General features: G+C 69.7%; 16 protein-coding genes and 1 tRNA gene. 10 read left to right on the top strand and 7 right to left on the bottom strand.

Going from position 1 to position 15,619, the window contains the following annotated elements:
- Nucleotides 1-273 precede the first annotated feature (273 nt).
- The gene (gene mutL / locus CKY28_RS01945; RefSeq protein WP_095996640.1) at nt 274-2,061 is read right to left on the bottom strand and encodes a DNA mismatch repair endonuclease MutL; all 1,788 of its coding nucleotides are present in this window, start codon (nt 2,059-2,061) and stop codon (nt 274-276) included.
- 158 nt (nt 2,062-2,219) lie between these two features.
- Here mutL and CKY28_RS01940 point away from each other — a divergent pair, with 158 nt between their 5' ends.
- The 8 genes from CKY28_RS01940 to CKY28_RS01910 all read left to right on the top strand — a co-directional run bounded on the left by CKY28_RS01940 (nt 2,220) and on the right by CKY28_RS01910 (nt 8,812).
- Nucleotides 2,220-3,260 carry a rod shape-determining protein gene (locus CKY28_RS01940; RefSeq protein ID WP_095996639.1) on the top strand — a complete coding sequence of 347 codons (1,041 nt, stop codon included), beginning with the start codon at nt 2,220-2,222 and terminating at the stop codon, nt 3,258-3,260.
- 22 nt (nt 3,261-3,282) lie between these two features.
- Nucleotides 3,283-4,167, top strand: a complete 885-nt coding sequence (locus CKY28_RS01935; protein ID WP_095996638.1) for a rod shape-determining protein MreC — start codon at nt 3,283-3,285, stop codon at nt 4,165-4,167.
- Nucleotides 4,168-4,177: 10 nt separating this feature from the next.
- The gene (gene mreD, locus CKY28_RS01930; RefSeq protein ID WP_095996637.1) at nt 4,178-4,699 is read left to right on the top strand and encodes a rod shape-determining protein MreD; all 522 of its coding nucleotides are present in this window, start codon (nt 4,178-4,180) and stop codon (nt 4,697-4,699) included.
- Nucleotides 4,699-6,726 (top strand): penicillin-binding protein 2, encoded by a 2,028-nt coding sequence (gene mrdA, locus CKY28_RS01925; protein ID WP_176472919.1) that lies wholly within the window; start codon nt 4,699-4,701, stop codon nt 6,724-6,726. Before mreD ends, mrdA begins: the two co-directional genes overlap by 1 nt.
- Nucleotides 6,727-7,026: 300 nt before the next feature.
- Nucleotides 7,027-7,102 (top strand) — tRNA-Lys (locus tag CKY28_RS01920).
- A gap of 116 nt (nt 7,103-7,218) precedes the next feature.
- Nucleotides 7,219-7,470 (top strand): DUF6980 family protein, encoded by a 252-nt coding sequence (locus tag CKY28_RS19320; protein ID WP_095996635.1) that lies wholly within the window; start codon nt 7,219-7,221, stop codon nt 7,468-7,470.
- Nucleotides 7,471-7,508: 38 nt separating this feature from the next.
- Entirely contained in the window at nt 7,509-7,997 is a 489-nt protein-coding gene (locus tag CKY28_RS18120) for a hypothetical protein (protein ID WP_176472918.1), read from the top strand.
- A gap of 290 nt (nt 7,998-8,287) precedes the next feature.
- Nucleotides 8,288-8,812, top strand: a complete 525-nt coding sequence (locus CKY28_RS01910) for a gamma carbonic anhydrase family protein (protein ID WP_095996634.1) — start codon at nt 8,288-8,290, stop codon at nt 8,810-8,812.
- On the opposite strand, the gene CKY28_RS01905 is transcribed toward CKY28_RS01910, so the two are convergent.
- Entirely contained in the window at nt 8,809-11,397 is a 2,589-nt protein-coding gene (locus CKY28_RS01905; protein ID WP_095996633.1) for a M1 family metallopeptidase, read from the bottom strand. The genes CKY28_RS01910 and CKY28_RS01905 overlap by 4 nt on opposite strands.
- A 104-nt stretch (nt 11,398-11,501) precedes the next feature.
- Here CKY28_RS01905 and CKY28_RS01900 point away from each other — a divergent pair, with 104 nt between their 5' ends.
- Complete coding sequence (locus CKY28_RS01900) at nt 11,502-12,467, top strand: NAD(P)H-dependent flavin oxidoreductase (RefSeq protein WP_095996632.1); 966 nt, start codon at nt 11,502-11,504, stop codon at nt 12,465-12,467.
- On the opposite strand, the gene CKY28_RS01895 is transcribed toward CKY28_RS01900, so the two are convergent.
- Both CKY28_RS01895 and CKY28_RS01890 read right to left on the bottom strand, forming a co-directional pair.
- Entirely contained in the window at nt 12,456-12,899 is a 444-nt protein-coding gene (locus CKY28_RS01895) for a DUF1465 family protein (protein WP_095996631.1), read from the bottom strand. The genes CKY28_RS01900 and CKY28_RS01895 overlap by 12 nt on opposite strands.
- A gap of 64 nt (nt 12,900-12,963) precedes the next feature.
- The gene (locus CKY28_RS01890; RefSeq protein ID WP_095996630.1) at nt 12,964-13,179 is read right to left on the bottom strand and encodes a YdcH family protein; all 216 of its coding nucleotides are present in this window, start codon (nt 13,177-13,179) and stop codon (nt 12,964-12,966) included.
- A gap of 141 nt (nt 13,180-13,320) precedes the next feature.
- Here CKY28_RS01890 and CKY28_RS01885 point away from each other — a divergent pair, with 141 nt between their 5' ends.
- Nucleotides 13,321-13,476, top strand: coding sequence for a YdcH family protein (locus tag CKY28_RS01885; RefSeq protein ID WP_095996629.1), 156 nt, complete (start codon nt 13,321-13,323; stop codon nt 13,474-13,476).
- Nucleotides 13,477-13,489: 13 nt separating this feature from the next.
- Here CKY28_RS01885 and CKY28_RS01880 read toward each other — a convergent pair whose 3' ends face one another.
- From CKY28_RS01880 to CKY28_RS18480, 3 genes are all read right to left on the bottom strand, one after another.
- Nucleotides 13,490-13,867: a PilZ domain-containing protein gene (locus CKY28_RS01880; protein ID WP_095996628.1), complete on the bottom strand. Its 378-nt coding sequence runs from the start codon at nt 13,865-13,867 to the stop codon at nt 13,490-13,492.
- A gap of 54 nt (nt 13,868-13,921) precedes the next feature.
- Nucleotides 13,922-14,389, bottom strand: a complete 468-nt coding sequence (gene dksA / locus CKY28_RS01875; RefSeq protein WP_095996627.1) for an RNA polymerase-binding protein DksA — start codon at nt 14,387-14,389, stop codon at nt 13,922-13,924.
- A 530-nt stretch (nt 14,390-14,919) separates the two neighbouring features.
- A complete protein-coding gene (locus tag CKY28_RS18480; protein WP_176472917.1) occupies nt 14,920-15,552 on the bottom strand; it encodes a hypothetical protein in 633 nt (210 codons plus the stop codon).
- Nucleotides 15,553-15,619: the final 67 nt, after the last annotated feature.

Below are 15,619 nucleotides of genomic sequence, written 5' to 3'. Positions count from 1 at the left end.
TTTCATGGCGCTAACCTGAATATTAGGTCCGTTTCGGCATAGAATGCGCGCGGAGCTGAAAGGTTGCACGGAGATTAACGGGTGTACGAAAACGTTCTGTTTCCGATTGGGACAGCCCCTTTCCCCCCTCTCCCGCTTTCGCGGGACAGGGGCAGGCCCTCAGGGCCAGGGTGACGGCCTAAGCCGCGCGCATCCCGGAGAACAGGCCCTCACCCGACCTTCGCTAACGCTCGGCCACCCTCTCCCGCAAAAGCGGGAGAGGATTGAGAAGGGTCACCGCCGCCCGAACAGCTTCTCGATGTCGCCGTGCGCCAGCTTTACCCAGGTCGGGCGGCCGTGGTTGCACTGGCCGGAACGCGGCGTGGCCTCCATCTCGCGGAGCAGCGCGTTCATCTCGGCGACGGATAGCACGCGGCCGGCGCGGACCGAACCGTGGCAGGCGATCGTCGCCGTGACATGGTCGAGCCGCTCGCGCAGGGATAGCGCCTGGTCGTAAGCCGCAAGCTCGTCGGCGAGGTCCGCCAGCAACCCGTGCGCGTCCGCCTGGCCCAGCGGCGCGGGCGTGGCGCGAACCAGCATCGCGCGCGGGCCGAAGCGCTCCAGCTCCAGCCCGAAGCCGGCGAGCTCGTCGGCGCGCCCCTCCAGCCGATCGCAGCCGGGCTCGTCCAACTCGACCACCTCGGGCAGCAGCAGCGCCTGCGCCGCCACGCGCCCGCCCGTCGCGCCGGCGCGGAGGCGTTCGAGCACGATGCGCTCGTGCGCGGCGTGCTGATCGACGAGCACCAGCCCGTCCTCCGCCTCGGCGACGATGTAGGTCTTCGCCACCTGCCCACGCGCGACGCCCAGCGGGAAGGCGGCGGTCGCGGGCGGGGGCGACCAGGCGGGCTCGGCGCGCGCCTGCGGCGGCGGGGCGAAGAAGCTGGTGCGCTGGTCGTGAAACGCCGGACGGTCGAGCGTGTCGACCCGGCCCAGGCCCTCACCCTGGCCCGGCCACGGCCGGGCCTGTCCCTCTCCCGCGAAAGCGGGAGAGGGCTGAAACATCGCGAGCGCGTCTTCCGGCGCGCGCTGGACGACGCGGTGGCCGGCCTCGTCGAGCGCGCGGCGCAGGCCGGAGACGATCAGCCCGCGCACGAGCACGGGATCGCGGAAGCGCACCTCCGTCTTCGCAGGATGCACGTTCACGTCGACCAGTTCGGGCGGCATGTCGAGGAACAGCGCGACCACCGCGTGCCGGTCGCGCGGCAGCATCTCCGCATACGCGCCACGGATCGCGCCCAGGAGCAGCCGGTCGCGCACGGGCCGGCCGTTGACGAACAGATACTGGTGGTCGGCGACGCCGCGGTTGTACGTGGGCAGGCTGGCGACGCCGCCGAGGCGATAGCCTTCGCGCTCCAGCTCCACGGCGACCGAGTTCTCGGCCAGGGCGCGATCGGTCAGCGCCGCGACGCGCGCGGGCCTGTCCTCGCCACCTTGGGTCGCCAGCACCCGCCGGCCGTCATGCTCGACGGAAAAGGCGATGTCGGGCCTGGCCATGGCCAGCCGGCGCACGACGTCGAGGCAAGCGGCGTACTCCGACCGGTCGGACCGCAGAAACTTGCGCCGCGCGGGCACGCGGCCGAACAGGTCCTCGACGACGACGCGCGTGCCGGGCGGCAGCGCCGCAGGCCCTTCCCGCTCCGTCCGGCCGTTGTCGACGACGCGCGCCCATCCGTCGCTCCCTCGCGGCCGGCTCTCCACCGTCAGCCGCGCGACGCTCGCGATCGAGGGCAGCGCCTCGCCGCGGAAGCCGAGCGTCGAGACCTGCTCGATCGCGTCGTCCGGCAATTTGGAGGTCGCGTGCCGTTCCAGCGCAAGCACCATGTCGGCGGGCGGCATGCCGCACCCGTCGTCCGCCACCTCGATCCGCGCGATGCCGCCCTCGCGCAAACGCACGTCGACCCGCGAAGCTCCCGCGTCGATCGCGTTTTCCACCAGCTCCTTCAACGCGCTGGCCGGTCTTTCTACCACTTCACCGGCGGCGATGCGGTTGACCAGCTGCTCGGGAAGGCGGCGTATTGACATGAGTGGTTTATTAACCGAGTTGGCGGTATCCCGCGACCCGCAAACGCGAACGAACCGCCTCATCGGCTGGATCCGGCGTCCGGCGGGGAGCGCGGATGGGTGCGAGCCGTCGGCAGCCGGGGGGCGGTCGTCGGAGTAAAACGGGACGAGCCGCTTCAATGCCTTTGCCGCGTTTCTTCAAGTTCATGTCGCATGACATGGCCATCGATCTCGGGACCGCCAACACCGTCGTCTATGTGCGCGGCCGGGGGATCGTGCTCAACGAGCCGTCGGTGGTCGCCGTCGAGACGGTCAACGGCGCCAAGCGCGTCAAGGCCGTCGGCGACGACGCCAAGCTGATGATGGGCAAGACGCCCGGCAACATCGAGGCGATCCGCCCGCTCCGCGACGGCGTCATCGCCGACATCGACGTCGCCGAGCAGATGATCAAGCACTTCATCCAGAAGGTGCACGGGCCGCGCAAATTCGCGCGCTGGCCGGAGATCGTGATCTGCGTGCCGTCGGGCTCGACCAAGGTCGAGCGCCGCGCCATCAGGGACGCGGCGTCGAACGCCGGCGCGTCGGCCGTCTGGCTGATCGAGGAGCCCATGGCCGCCGCGATCGGCGCCGACATGCCCGTCACCGAGCCGATCGGCTCCATGGTCGTCGACATCGGCGGCGGCACGACGGAGGTCGCCGTGCTCTCGCTCCGCGGCCTCGCCTACACCACCTCGGTGCGGGTGGGCGGTGACAAGATGGACGAGGCGATCGTCTCCTATGTCCGCCGCAACCACAACCTCCTGATCGGCGACGCAACCGCAGAGCGCATCAAGCAGGAGATCGGCATCGCCCGCCCGCCCGCCGACGGCATCGGCGAGGTCATCTCCATCAAGGGCCGCGACCTCGTGAACGGCGTGCCCAAGGAGATCCAGATCAACCAGGGTATGATTGCCGAGGCGCTGGCCGAGCCGGTCGCGACGATCGTCGAGGGCGTTCGCGTCGCACTGGAGAACACCGCGCCCGAGCTCGCGGCCGACATCGTCGACCAGGGCATCGTCCTCACCGGCGGCGGCGCGCTGCTCCAGGGGTTGGACGAGGTGCTGCGCGACGAGACGGGCCTGCCCGTCACCGTCGCTGAGGACCCGCTCACCTGCGTGGCGCTCGGCACCGGCCGCGCGCTCGAGGATCCGATGTACCGGGGCGTGCTGCAGAGCGGCTGACCGGCCGTAAGGGGGCGGGTTCATGGTCGGGTCCGACCGACGGACAGGGTTCTCGCGTCGGCGTCAGGCCGGCGTGTTCCTGGGCTACGTCCTCGCGGTCGCGGGCGTGGTCGTGGGCGCGGCGCTGCTGATCCTGTCCACCTTCAACCCGCCGCTCTTCTCGGCCTTGCGCATGAGCGTCGCGACCGCGACCACGCCCGTCGCGTCCGGCGTCTCCGGCGTCGGCCAGGCGATCATGTCCGTGCCGCGCGCGATCGGTACCTACTTCTTCGTCCATTCGGAGAACGCGCGGCTGAAGCGCGAGCTCGCCGCGAGCCGCGCGCTGCTGACGCGCGCGCGCACGATCAACTACGATAATCGCCGCCTCCGCGCGCTGCTCCAGGTCCGCGACCGCGCGGAGGCGCCGGTGCTCACCGCGCGGCTCGTCGCGTCCACCGCGTCGAGCACGCGCCGCTTTGCGCTCCTGAACGCCGGCCGCTTCCACGGCGTCAGGCCCGGCATGCCCGTGCGCGGGCCCGACGGGCTGGTCGGCCGCGTGGTCGAGACGGGCCCGAACGCCGCGCGCGTGCTGCTCGTCGTCGATCCCGCCAGCGTCGTGCCCGTGCGCCGCACGCGCGACGGCCTTCCCGCCATCGTCGCGGGCCGGGGCGACGGCGCGGTCGACATCCGCTCCGTCAACACGACCGAAGTCCAGTTCGGGCGCGGCGACCTGTTCGTGACCTCGGGCACGGGCGGCATCTACCCGCCCGGCATCCCCGTCGCGCGCGTCGTCGCCGCCGGGCGCGACACGGTGCTGGGCCGCACGGTGGCCGTGCCCGACACGTTCGACTTCGCGTTGGTGGAGCGGGCGTTCATGCCGTTGCCGCCCCCGCCCCCGCCGCTCGCCATCGCCCCACCCACGCAATGAACGCCACCCAGTGAGCGACCACCTAGACTTCCGCCCCTTCGCCGAGCCGCTGCCGCCCACGCGCGCGCGCGCCTTGCCGTGGATCACCGTGATGATCGGGTCGGTCTTGCAATCGGTGCCGGCGATCGCGACTTTACCCTTGTTCCCGCCGCTCGGTCTCCTCATGCTGCTGACGTGGCGACTGCTCGCCCGCTTCTCGCTCAGACCCTGGGCCGCCGCGCCGCTCGGTCTGTTCGACGATCTGGTGAGCGGACAACCGCTCGGCAGCGCCGTGCTGCTGTGGAGCTCCTGCTTCCTGGTGATCGAAGTGATCGAACAGCGCGTGCGTGACCGGAACTTCTGGCAGGACTGGCTAATCGCGGCGGCGCTCGTGGCGGGCGTGCTCGCGGCCGGACGGCTCTTCGCGTCGCCGCTCACCGCGCCGCTCGCGCCCGTGCTGGCGTTGCAGATCGGCGTGAGCGTGCTCTGCTTCCCGCTCGCCGCGCGCCTCGTGGCCCGCGTCGACCGCCGCCGCACCCGGGGCCAGTTCTGATGCAGTACACGCCCATCGTCTCCGAGGCGACGCAGGCCTACAGCTTCTCGCGCCGCGCCTGGCTGCTCGGCGCGGCGCAGGGAGCGCTCGGCCTCGCGCTCGCCGGCCGCATGGGCTGGCTCGCGGTCGGGCAGCAGGACCATTATCAGCTGCTCGCCGAGAGCAACCGCGTCAACCTCACGCTGATGCCGCCCCGGCGCGGTTGGCTCGTCGACCGCAACGGCCTGCCCATCGCCAACAACCGCACCGATTTCCGCGTCGACATCATCCCGCAACAGCTGAAGAAAGGCCCGGAGCGCGAGCGCGTGCTGGGCCTGCTCCAGGGCCTGCTCCAGATCCCGTCCGAGGAGATGACGCGCATCCGCCTCGACCTTGAGCACGCGGCCGGGTTCCAGCCCGTCAAGGTCGCCGAGAAGCTCGACTGGGAGCGCTTCGCCGCCGTCAGCGTGCGCCTGCCCGAGCTGCCGGGCGTCCAGCCCACGCGCGGCTTCGCGCGCCATTATCCGGCCGGCGCGGCGGTCGCGCACCTGACCGGCTATGTCGGCACCGCCACCGCCGAGCAGTTCAAGGAGAGCAAGGACCAGCTCCTCGTCACCCCCGGCTTCAAGCTGGGCAAGGACGGGCTGGAGAAGACGCTGGAGGACGTGCTCCGCGGCCAGCCCGGCGCCAAGCGCATGGAGGTGACCGCGCGCGGCAAGCTCGTCCAGCCGCTCGCGACACGCCCCGACACGCCCGGCCGCAACGTCCGCCTGACGATCGACGCGGGCCTCCAGGAATATACCGCGCGCCGGCTGGGCACGCAGTCGGGCTCGGCGGTCGTGATCGACTGCCGCACGGGCGACATCCTCGCGATCGTCTCCATGCCGGCCTACGATCCCAACAGCTTCTCCGACGGCATCAGCAAGCTCGAATGGAGCATGTTGTCGGAGGACGACCACATCCCGCTCATGAACAAGGCATTGCAGGGCCTCTACCCGCCCGGCTCCACGTTCAAGCCCGCGACCGCGCTGGCGGGCCTGCGCGGCGGGATCGACCCCGATCGCATCGTCAACTGCCCGGGCGGCTATCAGCTCGGCAACCGCTTCTTCCGCTGCCTGGGCCGACACGGCGGCATGAACCTGCACCGCGCCATCGCGCGGAGCTGCAACACCTATTTCTACACGGTCGGCCGCGAGCTGGGCATGGACGCCGTCGCCGCCGCCGCGCGCGAGCTCGGCCTCGGCGCGGAATATCCGCTCCCCTTCCCCTCGCAACGTTACGGCACGATCCCCGACCCGGCGTGGAAGGAGCGCAAGTACGACCAGAAATGGACGCAGGCGGACACGCTCAACGCGTCCATCGGCCAGGGCTATATCCTCACCAGTCCGCTCCAGCTCGCGGTGCAGGCCGCGCGCATCGCGTCGGGCCGCAAGCTCATGCCGCGCATCCTCGCCGACGCGAAGATCGTCGCGCCGTCGCTCGACGTCTCGCCGGAGCGCATGCAGCTGATCCGCGCCGGCATGGACGAGGTGGTGAACGGCGCCGGCACCGCGGTCCGGAGCCGCCTCCAGGTCGAGGGCGTCCGCATGGGCGGCAAGACCGGCACCGCGCAGGTGCGTCGCATCGCTGGCGGCGCGCGCGGCGGCGTGAACGTGCCCTGGAGATATCGCGACCACGGCCTGTTCATCGGCTTCGCGCCGGTCGACGACCCGCGCTACGCCGTGGCGGTGGTGATCGAGCACGGCATGTCCGGCTCCGGCGCGGCCGCTCCCGTGGCGCGCGACTGCCTCACCTACCTGTTCGACCGCGAGCTCGCGCTGAAAACGCTGGAACCGATGGAGAAGGAATGGGGCGGCGACATCGCCACGCGCATGGCCGCGCAGGAAGCCGCCTACCGCGCCACCCACGCCGTCCAGCCGGCCGCCGTCGCCACCAAGACCGACGCCGAGGTGCCGAGCGAGGCCGACGCCGTCGAAGCCGCGACCGACATCGCCAACCAGGCGCAGATCCTGCTCGCCGACGAGGCCCCGACCGGCGCGGCGGATTAGGTCGCTTCCGCACCAGGATGCCAAAAGCTTCTCCCGTCACCCCGGACTTGTTCCGGGGTCCATCGCTGTCCGGGCGAAACGCTCGCGCGCGTGGGCGTGATCGGTCGCGCACTCCCTCGACCGGGGACGCGCGCACAACGATGGACCCCGGAACAAGTCCGGGGTGACGGATATGTACTGAAGCGCAGGGTTGGCGAAGACCATCCGACGCCAGGGCCGGAAAAGGGTTTGCAAAACCCGCCCGCGATGCTAACGGCCCGGCTCCCGATCGCCCCGCCCCCGCGCGGTTCCGCCGGTCACGGACGCATAGCTCAGTTGGTAGAGCAGCTGACTCTTAATCAGCGGGTCCTTGGTTCGAGCCCAAGTGCGTCCACCACCGATCTTCTCGTCGCGCGCGTTGTCGCCAAGCGACTCCGATCCGGATAACCCCGTGTCTGCTCCGGGTGGGAGGCGGATGTTGCCGAGCAGCACCCGAGCGACCATGAGCGTGCTATGACTGCGACCTGCTGCGACCGGATGGCATACGATTTAGACCAGGCGTGCGATCGCCATGCAGACCGCGCCGCGTGCCCTGACGCTATGATCGCACAAGTGAGAGGCGGATTTGGGCTCTATGTTCGCGATGGCGAAGACGGCTATGCCGGTAGCACGATCGAGATCGCGTACTGTCCGTGGTGCGGTACAAAGCTCCCGCCCATCGCCGACCTCGATCCTTCTTTCCTGCCCGAAGATAGCGCCGGCTGAGGATGGTTGGCTGCCATCGCCGCTGGTACGTTAAGGCGATGGAGAACGCATCAGTCTTCCGACTACTAATTGGACTATCTTCGGTTCTCGCCACGGTTGCTTGCGGCTCTGCACCGTCCAAGAAACCGATGACTGTTGCGGAGGTGATTTCCCAAATAGACCGGCTAAACGGTCAAACGGTCAGCGTTGTCGGCTACCTGTCGAGGTGTGAGCCGAACAGTTGCCCTCTCTACCGCAACAAAGCGGAGGCTGACGAAGTGGACCGCTCCATGTCCGCCATGCGTGCGGCGCTCGATGCCGGTGTGAGTGATGTATCCGGTTTCGACTTCCCCGATCATCCTGCTCTCGGGATCGGCAAGGGCTCGCGATTCTCACTTTTTGACATGCGAGCCTCTTTTTTCACGAACGGCTATGTCGTGATTACCGGCACAGTATCGAATATTTGTTACTCCGACGGAGTTGCGTGCCTTGATCGGCGTTCTGATCTCAAGCCTAGCGCCATTTGGGCGGCAGCCACACCGGGGTAACCGAAAGCTTGGCCGATTAGATGTCTGCGGTCAGGGCGGAACCGGAATGTCCACAACGGATCGAAGGCAGACATGCCGAGAACCGCTGTCCTACAGCCTTCCAGTCGTGCCACGCTCCCCGGCGACTCGGACCTACCCGGGTCGCCGCTCTTTCACATCGTCAGCCGCAAACTGATCCCCAGCTGCAAATCTTTCGGTCCCGCCACTCGGTTCATCGTGTTCTCGCGCCGACACTGCCTTACTTTCGTTACCTTCGCCGTGCCCTACTCCTCCCGCTGAAGGTCCCGTCCATGCCCCTCTACGAACTAACCGGCCAGCGTCCCACGCTCCACCCGACCGCCTGGGTCGCGCCCTCGGCCGACCTGATCGCCGACGTGGTGCTCGGCGAACAGGCCAGCGTCTGGTTCGGCGCGGTGATCCGCGGGGACAACACGACGATCACCGTCGGCGCGCGGTCGAACGTGCAGGAAGGGGCGATGCTGCACTCGGACGCGGGCGTGCCGCTGACGATCGGCGAGGATTGCACGATCGGGCATCACGCGATCCTGCACGGCTGCACGATCGGGAACAGGAGCCTGATCGGCATGGGCGCGGTCGTGCTCAACCGCGCCGTGATCGGCGACGAGTGCATCGTCGGCGCGGGCGCGCTGGTCACCGAGGGCAAGAGCTTCCCGCCCGGATCGCTGATCGTCGGCAGCCCCGCCCGCGCCGTGCGCGAGCTCGATGCGCAGGCCCGCGCCTTCCTCCGCGCGTCGGCGGCGCATTACGTCGAGAAGGCGCGGCTCTGCGCGGAGGGGCTGACGCGTATCGACTAGCGCCGCGGTTGCGACTGGAGCCAGCGCTCCACGCCCGCGCGGAGGCGGTCGGCGGTCTCGCGCCGCGCCGCGATCGTGGCCAGCGTCCGGTCGGCCGCCCCGCGCGATGCAGTGTCGGCGGTGACGAAGGTCTGGATCTTCTCGACGGTCGCCGGGTCGTTCGACCCCTGCCCCAGCCCCACGATGAAGCCGGCGCGCGCGCTACTCTCCACGAACGTCTCCGCCAGCGCCCGGTTCGCGACCGCCCAGTCGAAGGCGAGTTCGGGATGCTGCGAGGCGACCGCGCGAAGCAGCGCCGCGCGCTGGGGCGGGCTGAACGTGTCGGCCCTGAGCAGCTCCAGCGCCCGCTTGGCGTTCGTCTGGTCGCGCGACACGCCGAGCAGCGCCACGAAGCGGCTGCGCGCCACGGGGTTGGTCTCCGCCCGCGCGAGCTCGAGCAGCCGGTCCCAGTCCGCCGCGCTGGCGTTCACCGCGAAGCTGCGCAGGATCGGCTCGCGGATCGCGGGCGGGATGGCCGTCGGGTTGGTGCGCAGCGCCTCCACATAGGCCCGCGCCCGCCGCGCCACCTCCGGGTCGCCGTCGACGCCCAGCCGTCCGACCAGCGTCTCGCGCAGGTTGGTCGCGAGCGGCGACTCGTCCGCCCGCGCCTCGAAGCCGATGCGGCTCAGCACCGGCCCCAGCTTCGCGACCGACAGCGCCCGCAACCGCGGCTCGAGCGGCGTGCCGTCATAGAGGTTGATGAGCGTCCCCATCTCGCCCGCCAGCGTGTCCCATTCCAGCGGGTTGGCTTGCCCGTCAATGCGGTCCGCCACCGCCGTCCAGCGCGACAGCGGCTGGTAGCCGCCCGCCGCCAACGCGAAGTCGTCGGCCAGCGTGCCGAGCCGGTCCTCCAGCGAGAGGCGCCGATAGTCGCGCACGATCGCCGCGTGGCCCGTATCGTCGTAGAGCACGCGCGCGTAGCTGCCCTTGCCGCGGTTGAGCACCAGCGTCCCGCAGCCCGGCACCGCGACCGGCGTCCCCGCCGACCCGCTGACGATCGCGCGTGCGTCCCCGCCTCCCAGCGTCGCCAGCACCAGCGGCACGCGCCACGTCAGCGGCGTCTTGGACGCGGCGTCCAGCCCGAAGCGGCCTTGCGTCAGCGTGGCCGTCGTCCGTCCGCCCTCGCACCGGGCGCGCGTGAGCGTCACCAGCGGCACGCCCGGCTGCGTCGTGAAGCCGCGCGCGATCTCGCGCACCGGCTGGCCCGCCGCCGCCTCCAGCTCCGCCCAGAGCTGCGCGGTCTCGGTGTTACCGTACTTGTACTTGGCCATGTAGCGGCGGATGCCGTCGCGGAACGCCGCCTCGCCCAGCGTCGACTCCAGCATGCCGATGACCGACTGCCCCTTAAGGTAGGTGATGCGGTCGAACGCCTGGGCCATCTCCTCGACCGTCTCGATCCGCTGCACGATGGGGTGCGTCGCCGCGGTCGCGTCGAGCGCCATCGCCCCCTCGCGCGCGCCGACCACCGCCTGCGCCGCCGCCTCCCAGCTCGGATTTAGCGCCCCGCTCGCCTTGCTCTCCATCCAGGAGGCGAAGCCCTCGTTCAGCCAGAGGTCGTCCCACCAGCGCATGGTGACGAGGTTGCCGAACCACTGGTGCGCGATCTCGTGCGCGACGACGGTGTGGATCGTCTGGCGGTCACTTTCCGTCGCCAGCGCCGGGTCGAACAGCAGCAGGTTCTCGGCGTAGTAGATCGCCCCCCAATTCTCCATCGCGAAGGACTGGCTGGTGTTGGCCCCTGCGAACTGGTCGAGCTTGGGCAGCGGATAAGGCTGGCCGAAATAGTCGTTGAAAAAGGCGAGCAGCCGCTGCGAGGCGTTGAGCGCATACTCGCCCTGCCCGCCCACGCCGCGCCGCGTGACGATGCCGAGCTCGACATTCCCCGCCCGCGCCGTCTTCCGCTCCAGGTCGCCTATGCCGAAGAACAGGAGGTAGCTCGACATAACGGGCGTCTCGCCGAAGCGGTAGAGCTGCGTCCCGTCGCGCTGCTTGGTCACCGACGCGACCGGCATGTTCGACACCGCCAGCTGTCCCGCGGGCGCGACGGCGGAGAGCCGGAACTTGGCCTTGAACGCCGGCTCGTCCCACATGGGCGCGAAACGTCGCGCGTCGGGCGCCTGGAACTGCGTCTGCAGCATGCGCGCGGGGCTGCCGTCGGCGTTGACGTAGTCCGCCGCGAACAGCCCCGCGGCCGACTGGTTGATCTTGCCCGACCAGCTGAAGCCCAGCTTGTGCCAGCCTGCGCGCGCGGGCTGCGGCAGCGTGATCGTCAGCGTCTGCGCGGCCGCGTCCAGCTTCGGCGTGACGCGCCGCCCGTCGAACGTCGCCTCCGTCACGTCCAGGTCGGCGGCGTTGAGGACCAATGTCGCGGTGGGCTGCTTCACGTCCACCTCCACCGTTTCGGTCCCGGTGAAGGTCATCGCCTGCGCGTTCGGGCGGATCGTGATGTCGTACGCGACCGGCACGACCGTCCGCGGCAGCTGCCCCTGTCCCAGCGCCGGGGCGGAAACGCCGAGCAGGAGGGCGGCGGCGAGGGTCGGCTTCATGGCGATCTCCGGAGGGTTGGTCGCCCTGCGTGTAACCGAACGCCGCGCCCGCGCAACGAGCCCGTGCTGGACAGGCCGAAAGGTTGCGCTACAAAACCCGTCCCATGACGCTGCCCGCCATATTCGACCGCCTCCGCCTGCCGGTGATCGGCTCGCCGCTGTTCATCATCTCGGGGCCCGACCTCGTCATCGCCCAGTGCAAGGCGGGGATCGTCGGCTCCTTCCCGGCGCTGAATGCCCGGCCGCAGGCGCTGCTCGACGAGTGGCTGCACCGGATCACGGAGGAGCTGGCGCAGCACAACCGCGACCACCCGGACCGCCCTGCAGCCCCCTTCGCGGTCAACCAGATCGTGCATAAGTCGAACGACCGGCTCGAGGCCGACCTCGCCACCTGCGCCAAGTGGCAGGTGCCGATCGTCATCACCTCGCTCGGCGCGCGCGAGGACCTGAACCACGCGGTGCATGGCTGGGGCGGCGTCACGCTCCACGACATCATCGACGACCGGTTCGCGCGCAAGGCGATCGAGAAGGGCGCGGACGGGCTGATCGCGGTGGCGGCGGGCGCAGGCGGGCACGCCGGCCGCTTGTCGCCCTTCGCGCTGGTGCAGGAGATCCGCCAATGGTTCGACGGCCCGCTCGCGCTGTCGGGCTCGATCGCGACGGGCGGCGCGGTGCTGGCGGCGCAGGCGATGGGCGCGGACTTCGCCTATATCGGCTCACCCTTCATCGCCACCACGGAGGCGAACGCCGACCCCGACTATAAGCAGGGCATCGTGAGCGGCCGGGCGTCGGACATCGTCTACTCCGACCTCTTCACCGGCGTCCACGGCAATTATCTTCGCAGCTCGGTCCAGCGCGCGGGGCTCGATCCCGACAACCTGCCCCAGGGCGACCTCAAGACGATGGACTTCGGCGGCGGCAACTCCGCCAAGCCCAAGGCATGGCGCGACATCTGGGGCTCGGGCCAGGGGATCGGCGTGGTGGACGCGGTCGAGGACGTGGCGGTCCGCGTCGAGCGGCTGGAGCGCGAGTACCGCGCCGCGCGCGAGCGGTTGGGGCTACGCGCCTAGCGCCCGCGACAACCGCTCCTGCATCGCGCGTGCCGGGCTGTCGACCGCCTCGCTGAACGCCTGGTCGAGGCGCTGGACGCGGCGGTGCAGGTCGACGCTCGCCTCGATCAGCGCACGGGCGCGCTCCGGCAAGGCGTCCGCCCCATCGCTCTCCGGCGCGTCACCCAGCCGGTGCGCGGGCAGCCGGGCCGTCACCGGCGCGATCTCGCCCGCGTCGACCGCGCGCTGCGTCAGCAGCCAGGCGACCACGTGCATGATCCGGGTCGTCACCTTCAGCGACTCGCAGGAGAACAGCACGCGCGCGAGCGGGTCCAACGCCGCCGTCTCGCGGCGGCCGACCTCGTCGAAATAGCCGCGCGCCTCGTCGGCCAGCAGCATCGCTTCGGAATAGAGCGCGTCGCGCAGGCGGCGCTGGACGGGGTCGCCGGTCATGGACGCTCCCTGCCACGACGGGCAGGAGCCCGCCACCCGCCGGTCCGTGCCATTACCGGACGGGTCAGGCGATGATGTCGGGGATGAGCTGGTCCTCCAGCTGCGCGATCTCGTCCTTCAGGCGCAGCTTGCGCTTCTTCAGCCGCGCCAGCTGCATCTGATCGCTCGAGCCGCCGTCGACGAGCGCCTGGATGGCGGCGTCGAGGTCGCGATGCTCCGACCGCAGTTGCTCCAGGCGCGCCGCGATCACCGCTTCGTCCACTCCGTCCACCCCCGTCATCGGCCCGAGTCGGCCGCACCATCAAGTCACCGCAAGCGCGCGCGACTCCGTCGAATCGCACGATTTGCCACGGCGACATGCACCCGCTTTCGTGGTTTACTCCGTTCCCCCGAACCAACCAAGCCAGGAGGTAACGGCACCATGCAGTCATCGCACCAGACGGCCCTGGAGACCAAGCATGCGGTCCTCGACAAGCGCATCGCGCAAGAGAACCAACGTCCCCTGCCCGACGCGATGCTCATCGCCGAACTCAAGAAGCAGAAATTACGCGTGAAGGAGGAGATCACCCGGCTCTAAGCGGGGATAAGGATCAGAGCGGGCGGACGCCGGGCCGCCCGCTCGCCGCCGACGATTTCACCGCGACCGGTTTGCGCGCGCGCTTTGGGTCGATCTCGACGTCGAACGCGATGCCGGCGCGGTTGTCCGTGTACCAGGCGACGCGCCCGGGCACAGTGCCCAGGTTCCGCAGCTCCACCGCGACGGCGGTGCCGATCGCGAGCGGCGGCGCGCCCTCGGCCATCAACCCGCCCTCCGACAGGTTGCGCACCCGCACCTCGACCGGCGGCCGGCCCTCGAAGCTGAGCCGGGCCGACAGGAACAGGCTATCGCGTCGGCGCGTGCGCTTGCTCGCCGCGTCGTCGTCTTGCCCAAGCCCACCGGTCGGAAAGGATGAAGTCGCGTCGGTCATGGCGCGTGCGTAACGCGCCGGCGTTAGCGAAACCTTACCCGACCGGAAACGGACTCAGTCCTCGCGCGACACCTTCTCCTGCCGCTCGTGGCGCTCCTGCGCCTCGACGGTCATGGTGGCGATCGGGCGGGCTTCGAGCCGACCGAGGCTGATGGGCTCGCCCGTCACCTCGCAATAGCCGTACTCGCCTTCCTCGATGCGCCGCAGCGCCGCGTCGATCTTGCTGATCAGCTTGCGCTGACGGTCGCGGGTGCGAAGTTCGATCGACCAGTCGGTCTCGCTCGACGCCCGGTCGGTCAGATCCGCCTCGCGCAGCGAGTCGATCTGCAGCTGGGAGAGCGTGCCCTGCGACTCGCGCAGGATCGTCTCCTTCCACTGGATCAGCTTGCGCCGAAAATAGGCCTGCTGCTTCAAGCTCATGAACGGCTCGTCGGCATGCGGCCGATAGCCCTCGTCGTGATCGTTGGCAGCTTCCAGGCCCGCCGCTCCGAGCCGATCAACGCGGTTGTATGCGCTCGCCATCACCACTCTCCCCTCCCGACTCGCCGGTCGAACCGACGTCGGGACTGCCCCCATGGCGAACGCGCCTATAATCTTACGTGAATGGGCCCACAAGCGACTGTTTAGTCGCCGAGAATGGGTGCAGCGCAACAATCATGCGTTATCGTCCGACACCGTTGCAAGACGGCAACGCTGGCGGGGTCCGGCCCGCCAATCACGCCGAAAGCGCGCGGTCGCGCCAAACTGTCTCGACTTGGCACGTTAACGGAATGATCGGGGCATGACGGCCGGAAAAGCGCGCGTGGGACAGCGGTTTCGTAGTTAACGTCCTTGCCCTTAACGGGTCGTTTTGCATTTTCGGATCAGGCGGTCCCGGCTTCGACGTCGGGTCGCCCAAACCTTCGACCGGGACGTCCGATCGGGCGCGACCAAAGGGGAAGAGACGAGATGTCGGTTCGGATGGCGATGGCGAAACTCTGCGCTTGCGCGGCGGGAGGTGCGGTGCTGGGCGGCGGGGCCGTCCACGTCGCGGAGCGGCCCAAGAACGCGACCTACGTCAAGAACGTGAAGAAGCGCGTGGTCCACAAGCGCAAGGTCGTGGCGACGCGGCCCAAGGTGCGCAAGGTGGTCACGACCACCACGTCCGCGACCTGCCCGCCCGCCGTGGTGACGGTGGCCAGCCAGGCCGCGCCCGTGCCGCTGCCCATCCAGCAGCCGCTGGTCGCGACGTCCGGCGCGGTGCCGGTGGTCGTCGGCGGCAGCGGCGGCTTCTTCGGCGGCTTCCCGGGCGGCGGGTTCGGCGGCGGCTTCGCCTTCGGGGGCGGCGGCGGAGGCGGCGGCAGCGTCGTGATCTCGTCCACCTCGTCCAGCTCGGGCGGCAGCGTGGTCTCCTCGTCCAGCTCCAGCTCGTCGGGCAACGTGTCCACCTCGACCGGCGGCGACGGAGCGTCCACCAGCTCCAGCTCGTCCGGCGGGACCACGATCAACGTCAATCCCAACATCAACGTGTCGAGCTCGTCGTCCGGCAACGTGTCCTCGTCCGGGAACGTGTCGAGCTCTTCGTCGGGCAACGTGTCGTCCTCCTCCTCGGGGAACGTCTCGTCGTCCTCGTCCGGCAATATCTCGAGCTCGTCGTCTTCGTCGGGCAACGTGTCGAGCAGCACGTCGTCGGGCAACTCGGACATCAAGATCGACATCGACAACAAGAACCAGCAGAACCAGAACCAGAACCAAAATCAAAACCAGAATCAA

Source organism: Sphingomonas lenta (assembly GCF_002288825.1).
In the GTDB taxonomy this organism is placed as follows: Bacteria; Pseudomonadota; Alphaproteobacteria; order Sphingomonadales; family Sphingomonadaceae; genus Sphingomonas; species Sphingomonas lenta.
Note: the sequence above shows the minus strand (reverse complement) of the source record. Positions and strands in the feature narration are given on the sequence as shown.

Coding starts and splice junctions, on each gene's coding strand:
- mutL (WP_095996640.1), bottom strand. CDS start 2,061: ATGTCAATACGCCGCCTTCCCGAGCAGCTGGTCAACCGCATCGCCGCC.
- CKY28_RS01940 (WP_095996639.1), top strand. CDS start 2,220: ATGCCTTTGCCGCGTTTCTTCAAGTTCATGTCGCATGACATGGCCATC.
- CKY28_RS01935 (WP_095996638.1), top strand. CDS start 3,283: ATGGTCGGGTCCGACCGACGGACAGGGTTCTCGCGTCGGCGTCAGGCC.
- mrdA (WP_176472919.1), top strand. CDS start 4,699: ATGCAGTACACGCCCATCGTCTCCGAGGCGACGCAGGCCTACAGCTTC.
- CKY28_RS19320 (WP_095996635.1), top strand. CDS start 7,219: ATGACTGCGACCTGCTGCGACCGGATGGCATACGATTTAGACCAGGCG.
- CKY28_RS18120 (WP_176472918.1), top strand. CDS start 7,509: ATGGAGAACGCATCAGTCTTCCGACTACTAATTGGACTATCTTCGGTT.
- CKY28_RS01910 (WP_095996634.1), top strand. CDS start 8,288: ATGCCCCTCTACGAACTAACCGGCCAGCGTCCCACGCTCCACCCGACC.
- CKY28_RS01905 (WP_095996633.1), bottom strand. CDS start 11,397: ATGAAGCCGACCCTCGCCGCCGCCCTCCTGCTCGGCGTTTCCGCCCCG.
- CKY28_RS01900 (WP_095996632.1), top strand. CDS start 11,502: ATGACGCTGCCCGCCATATTCGACCGCCTCCGCCTGCCGGTGATCGGC.
- CKY28_RS01895 (WP_095996631.1), bottom strand. CDS start 12,899: ATGACCGGCGACCCCGTCCAGCGCCGCCTGCGCGACGCGCTCTATTCC.
- CKY28_RS01890 (WP_095996630.1), bottom strand. CDS start 13,179: ATGACGGGGGTGGACGGAGTGGACGAAGCGGTGATCGCGGCGCGCCTG.
- CKY28_RS01885 (WP_095996629.1), top strand. CDS start 13,321: ATGCAGTCATCGCACCAGACGGCCCTGGAGACCAAGCATGCGGTCCTC.
- CKY28_RS01880 (WP_095996628.1), bottom strand. CDS start 13,867: ATGACCGACGCGACTTCATCCTTTCCGACCGGTGGGCTTGGGCAAGAC.
- dksA (WP_095996627.1), bottom strand. CDS start 14,389: ATGGCGAGCGCATACAACCGCGTTGATCGGCTCGGAGCGGCGGGCCTG.
- CKY28_RS18480 (WP_176472917.1), bottom strand. CDS start 15,552: ATGTCCGAGTTGCCCGACGACGTGCTGCTCGACACGTTGCCCGACGAA.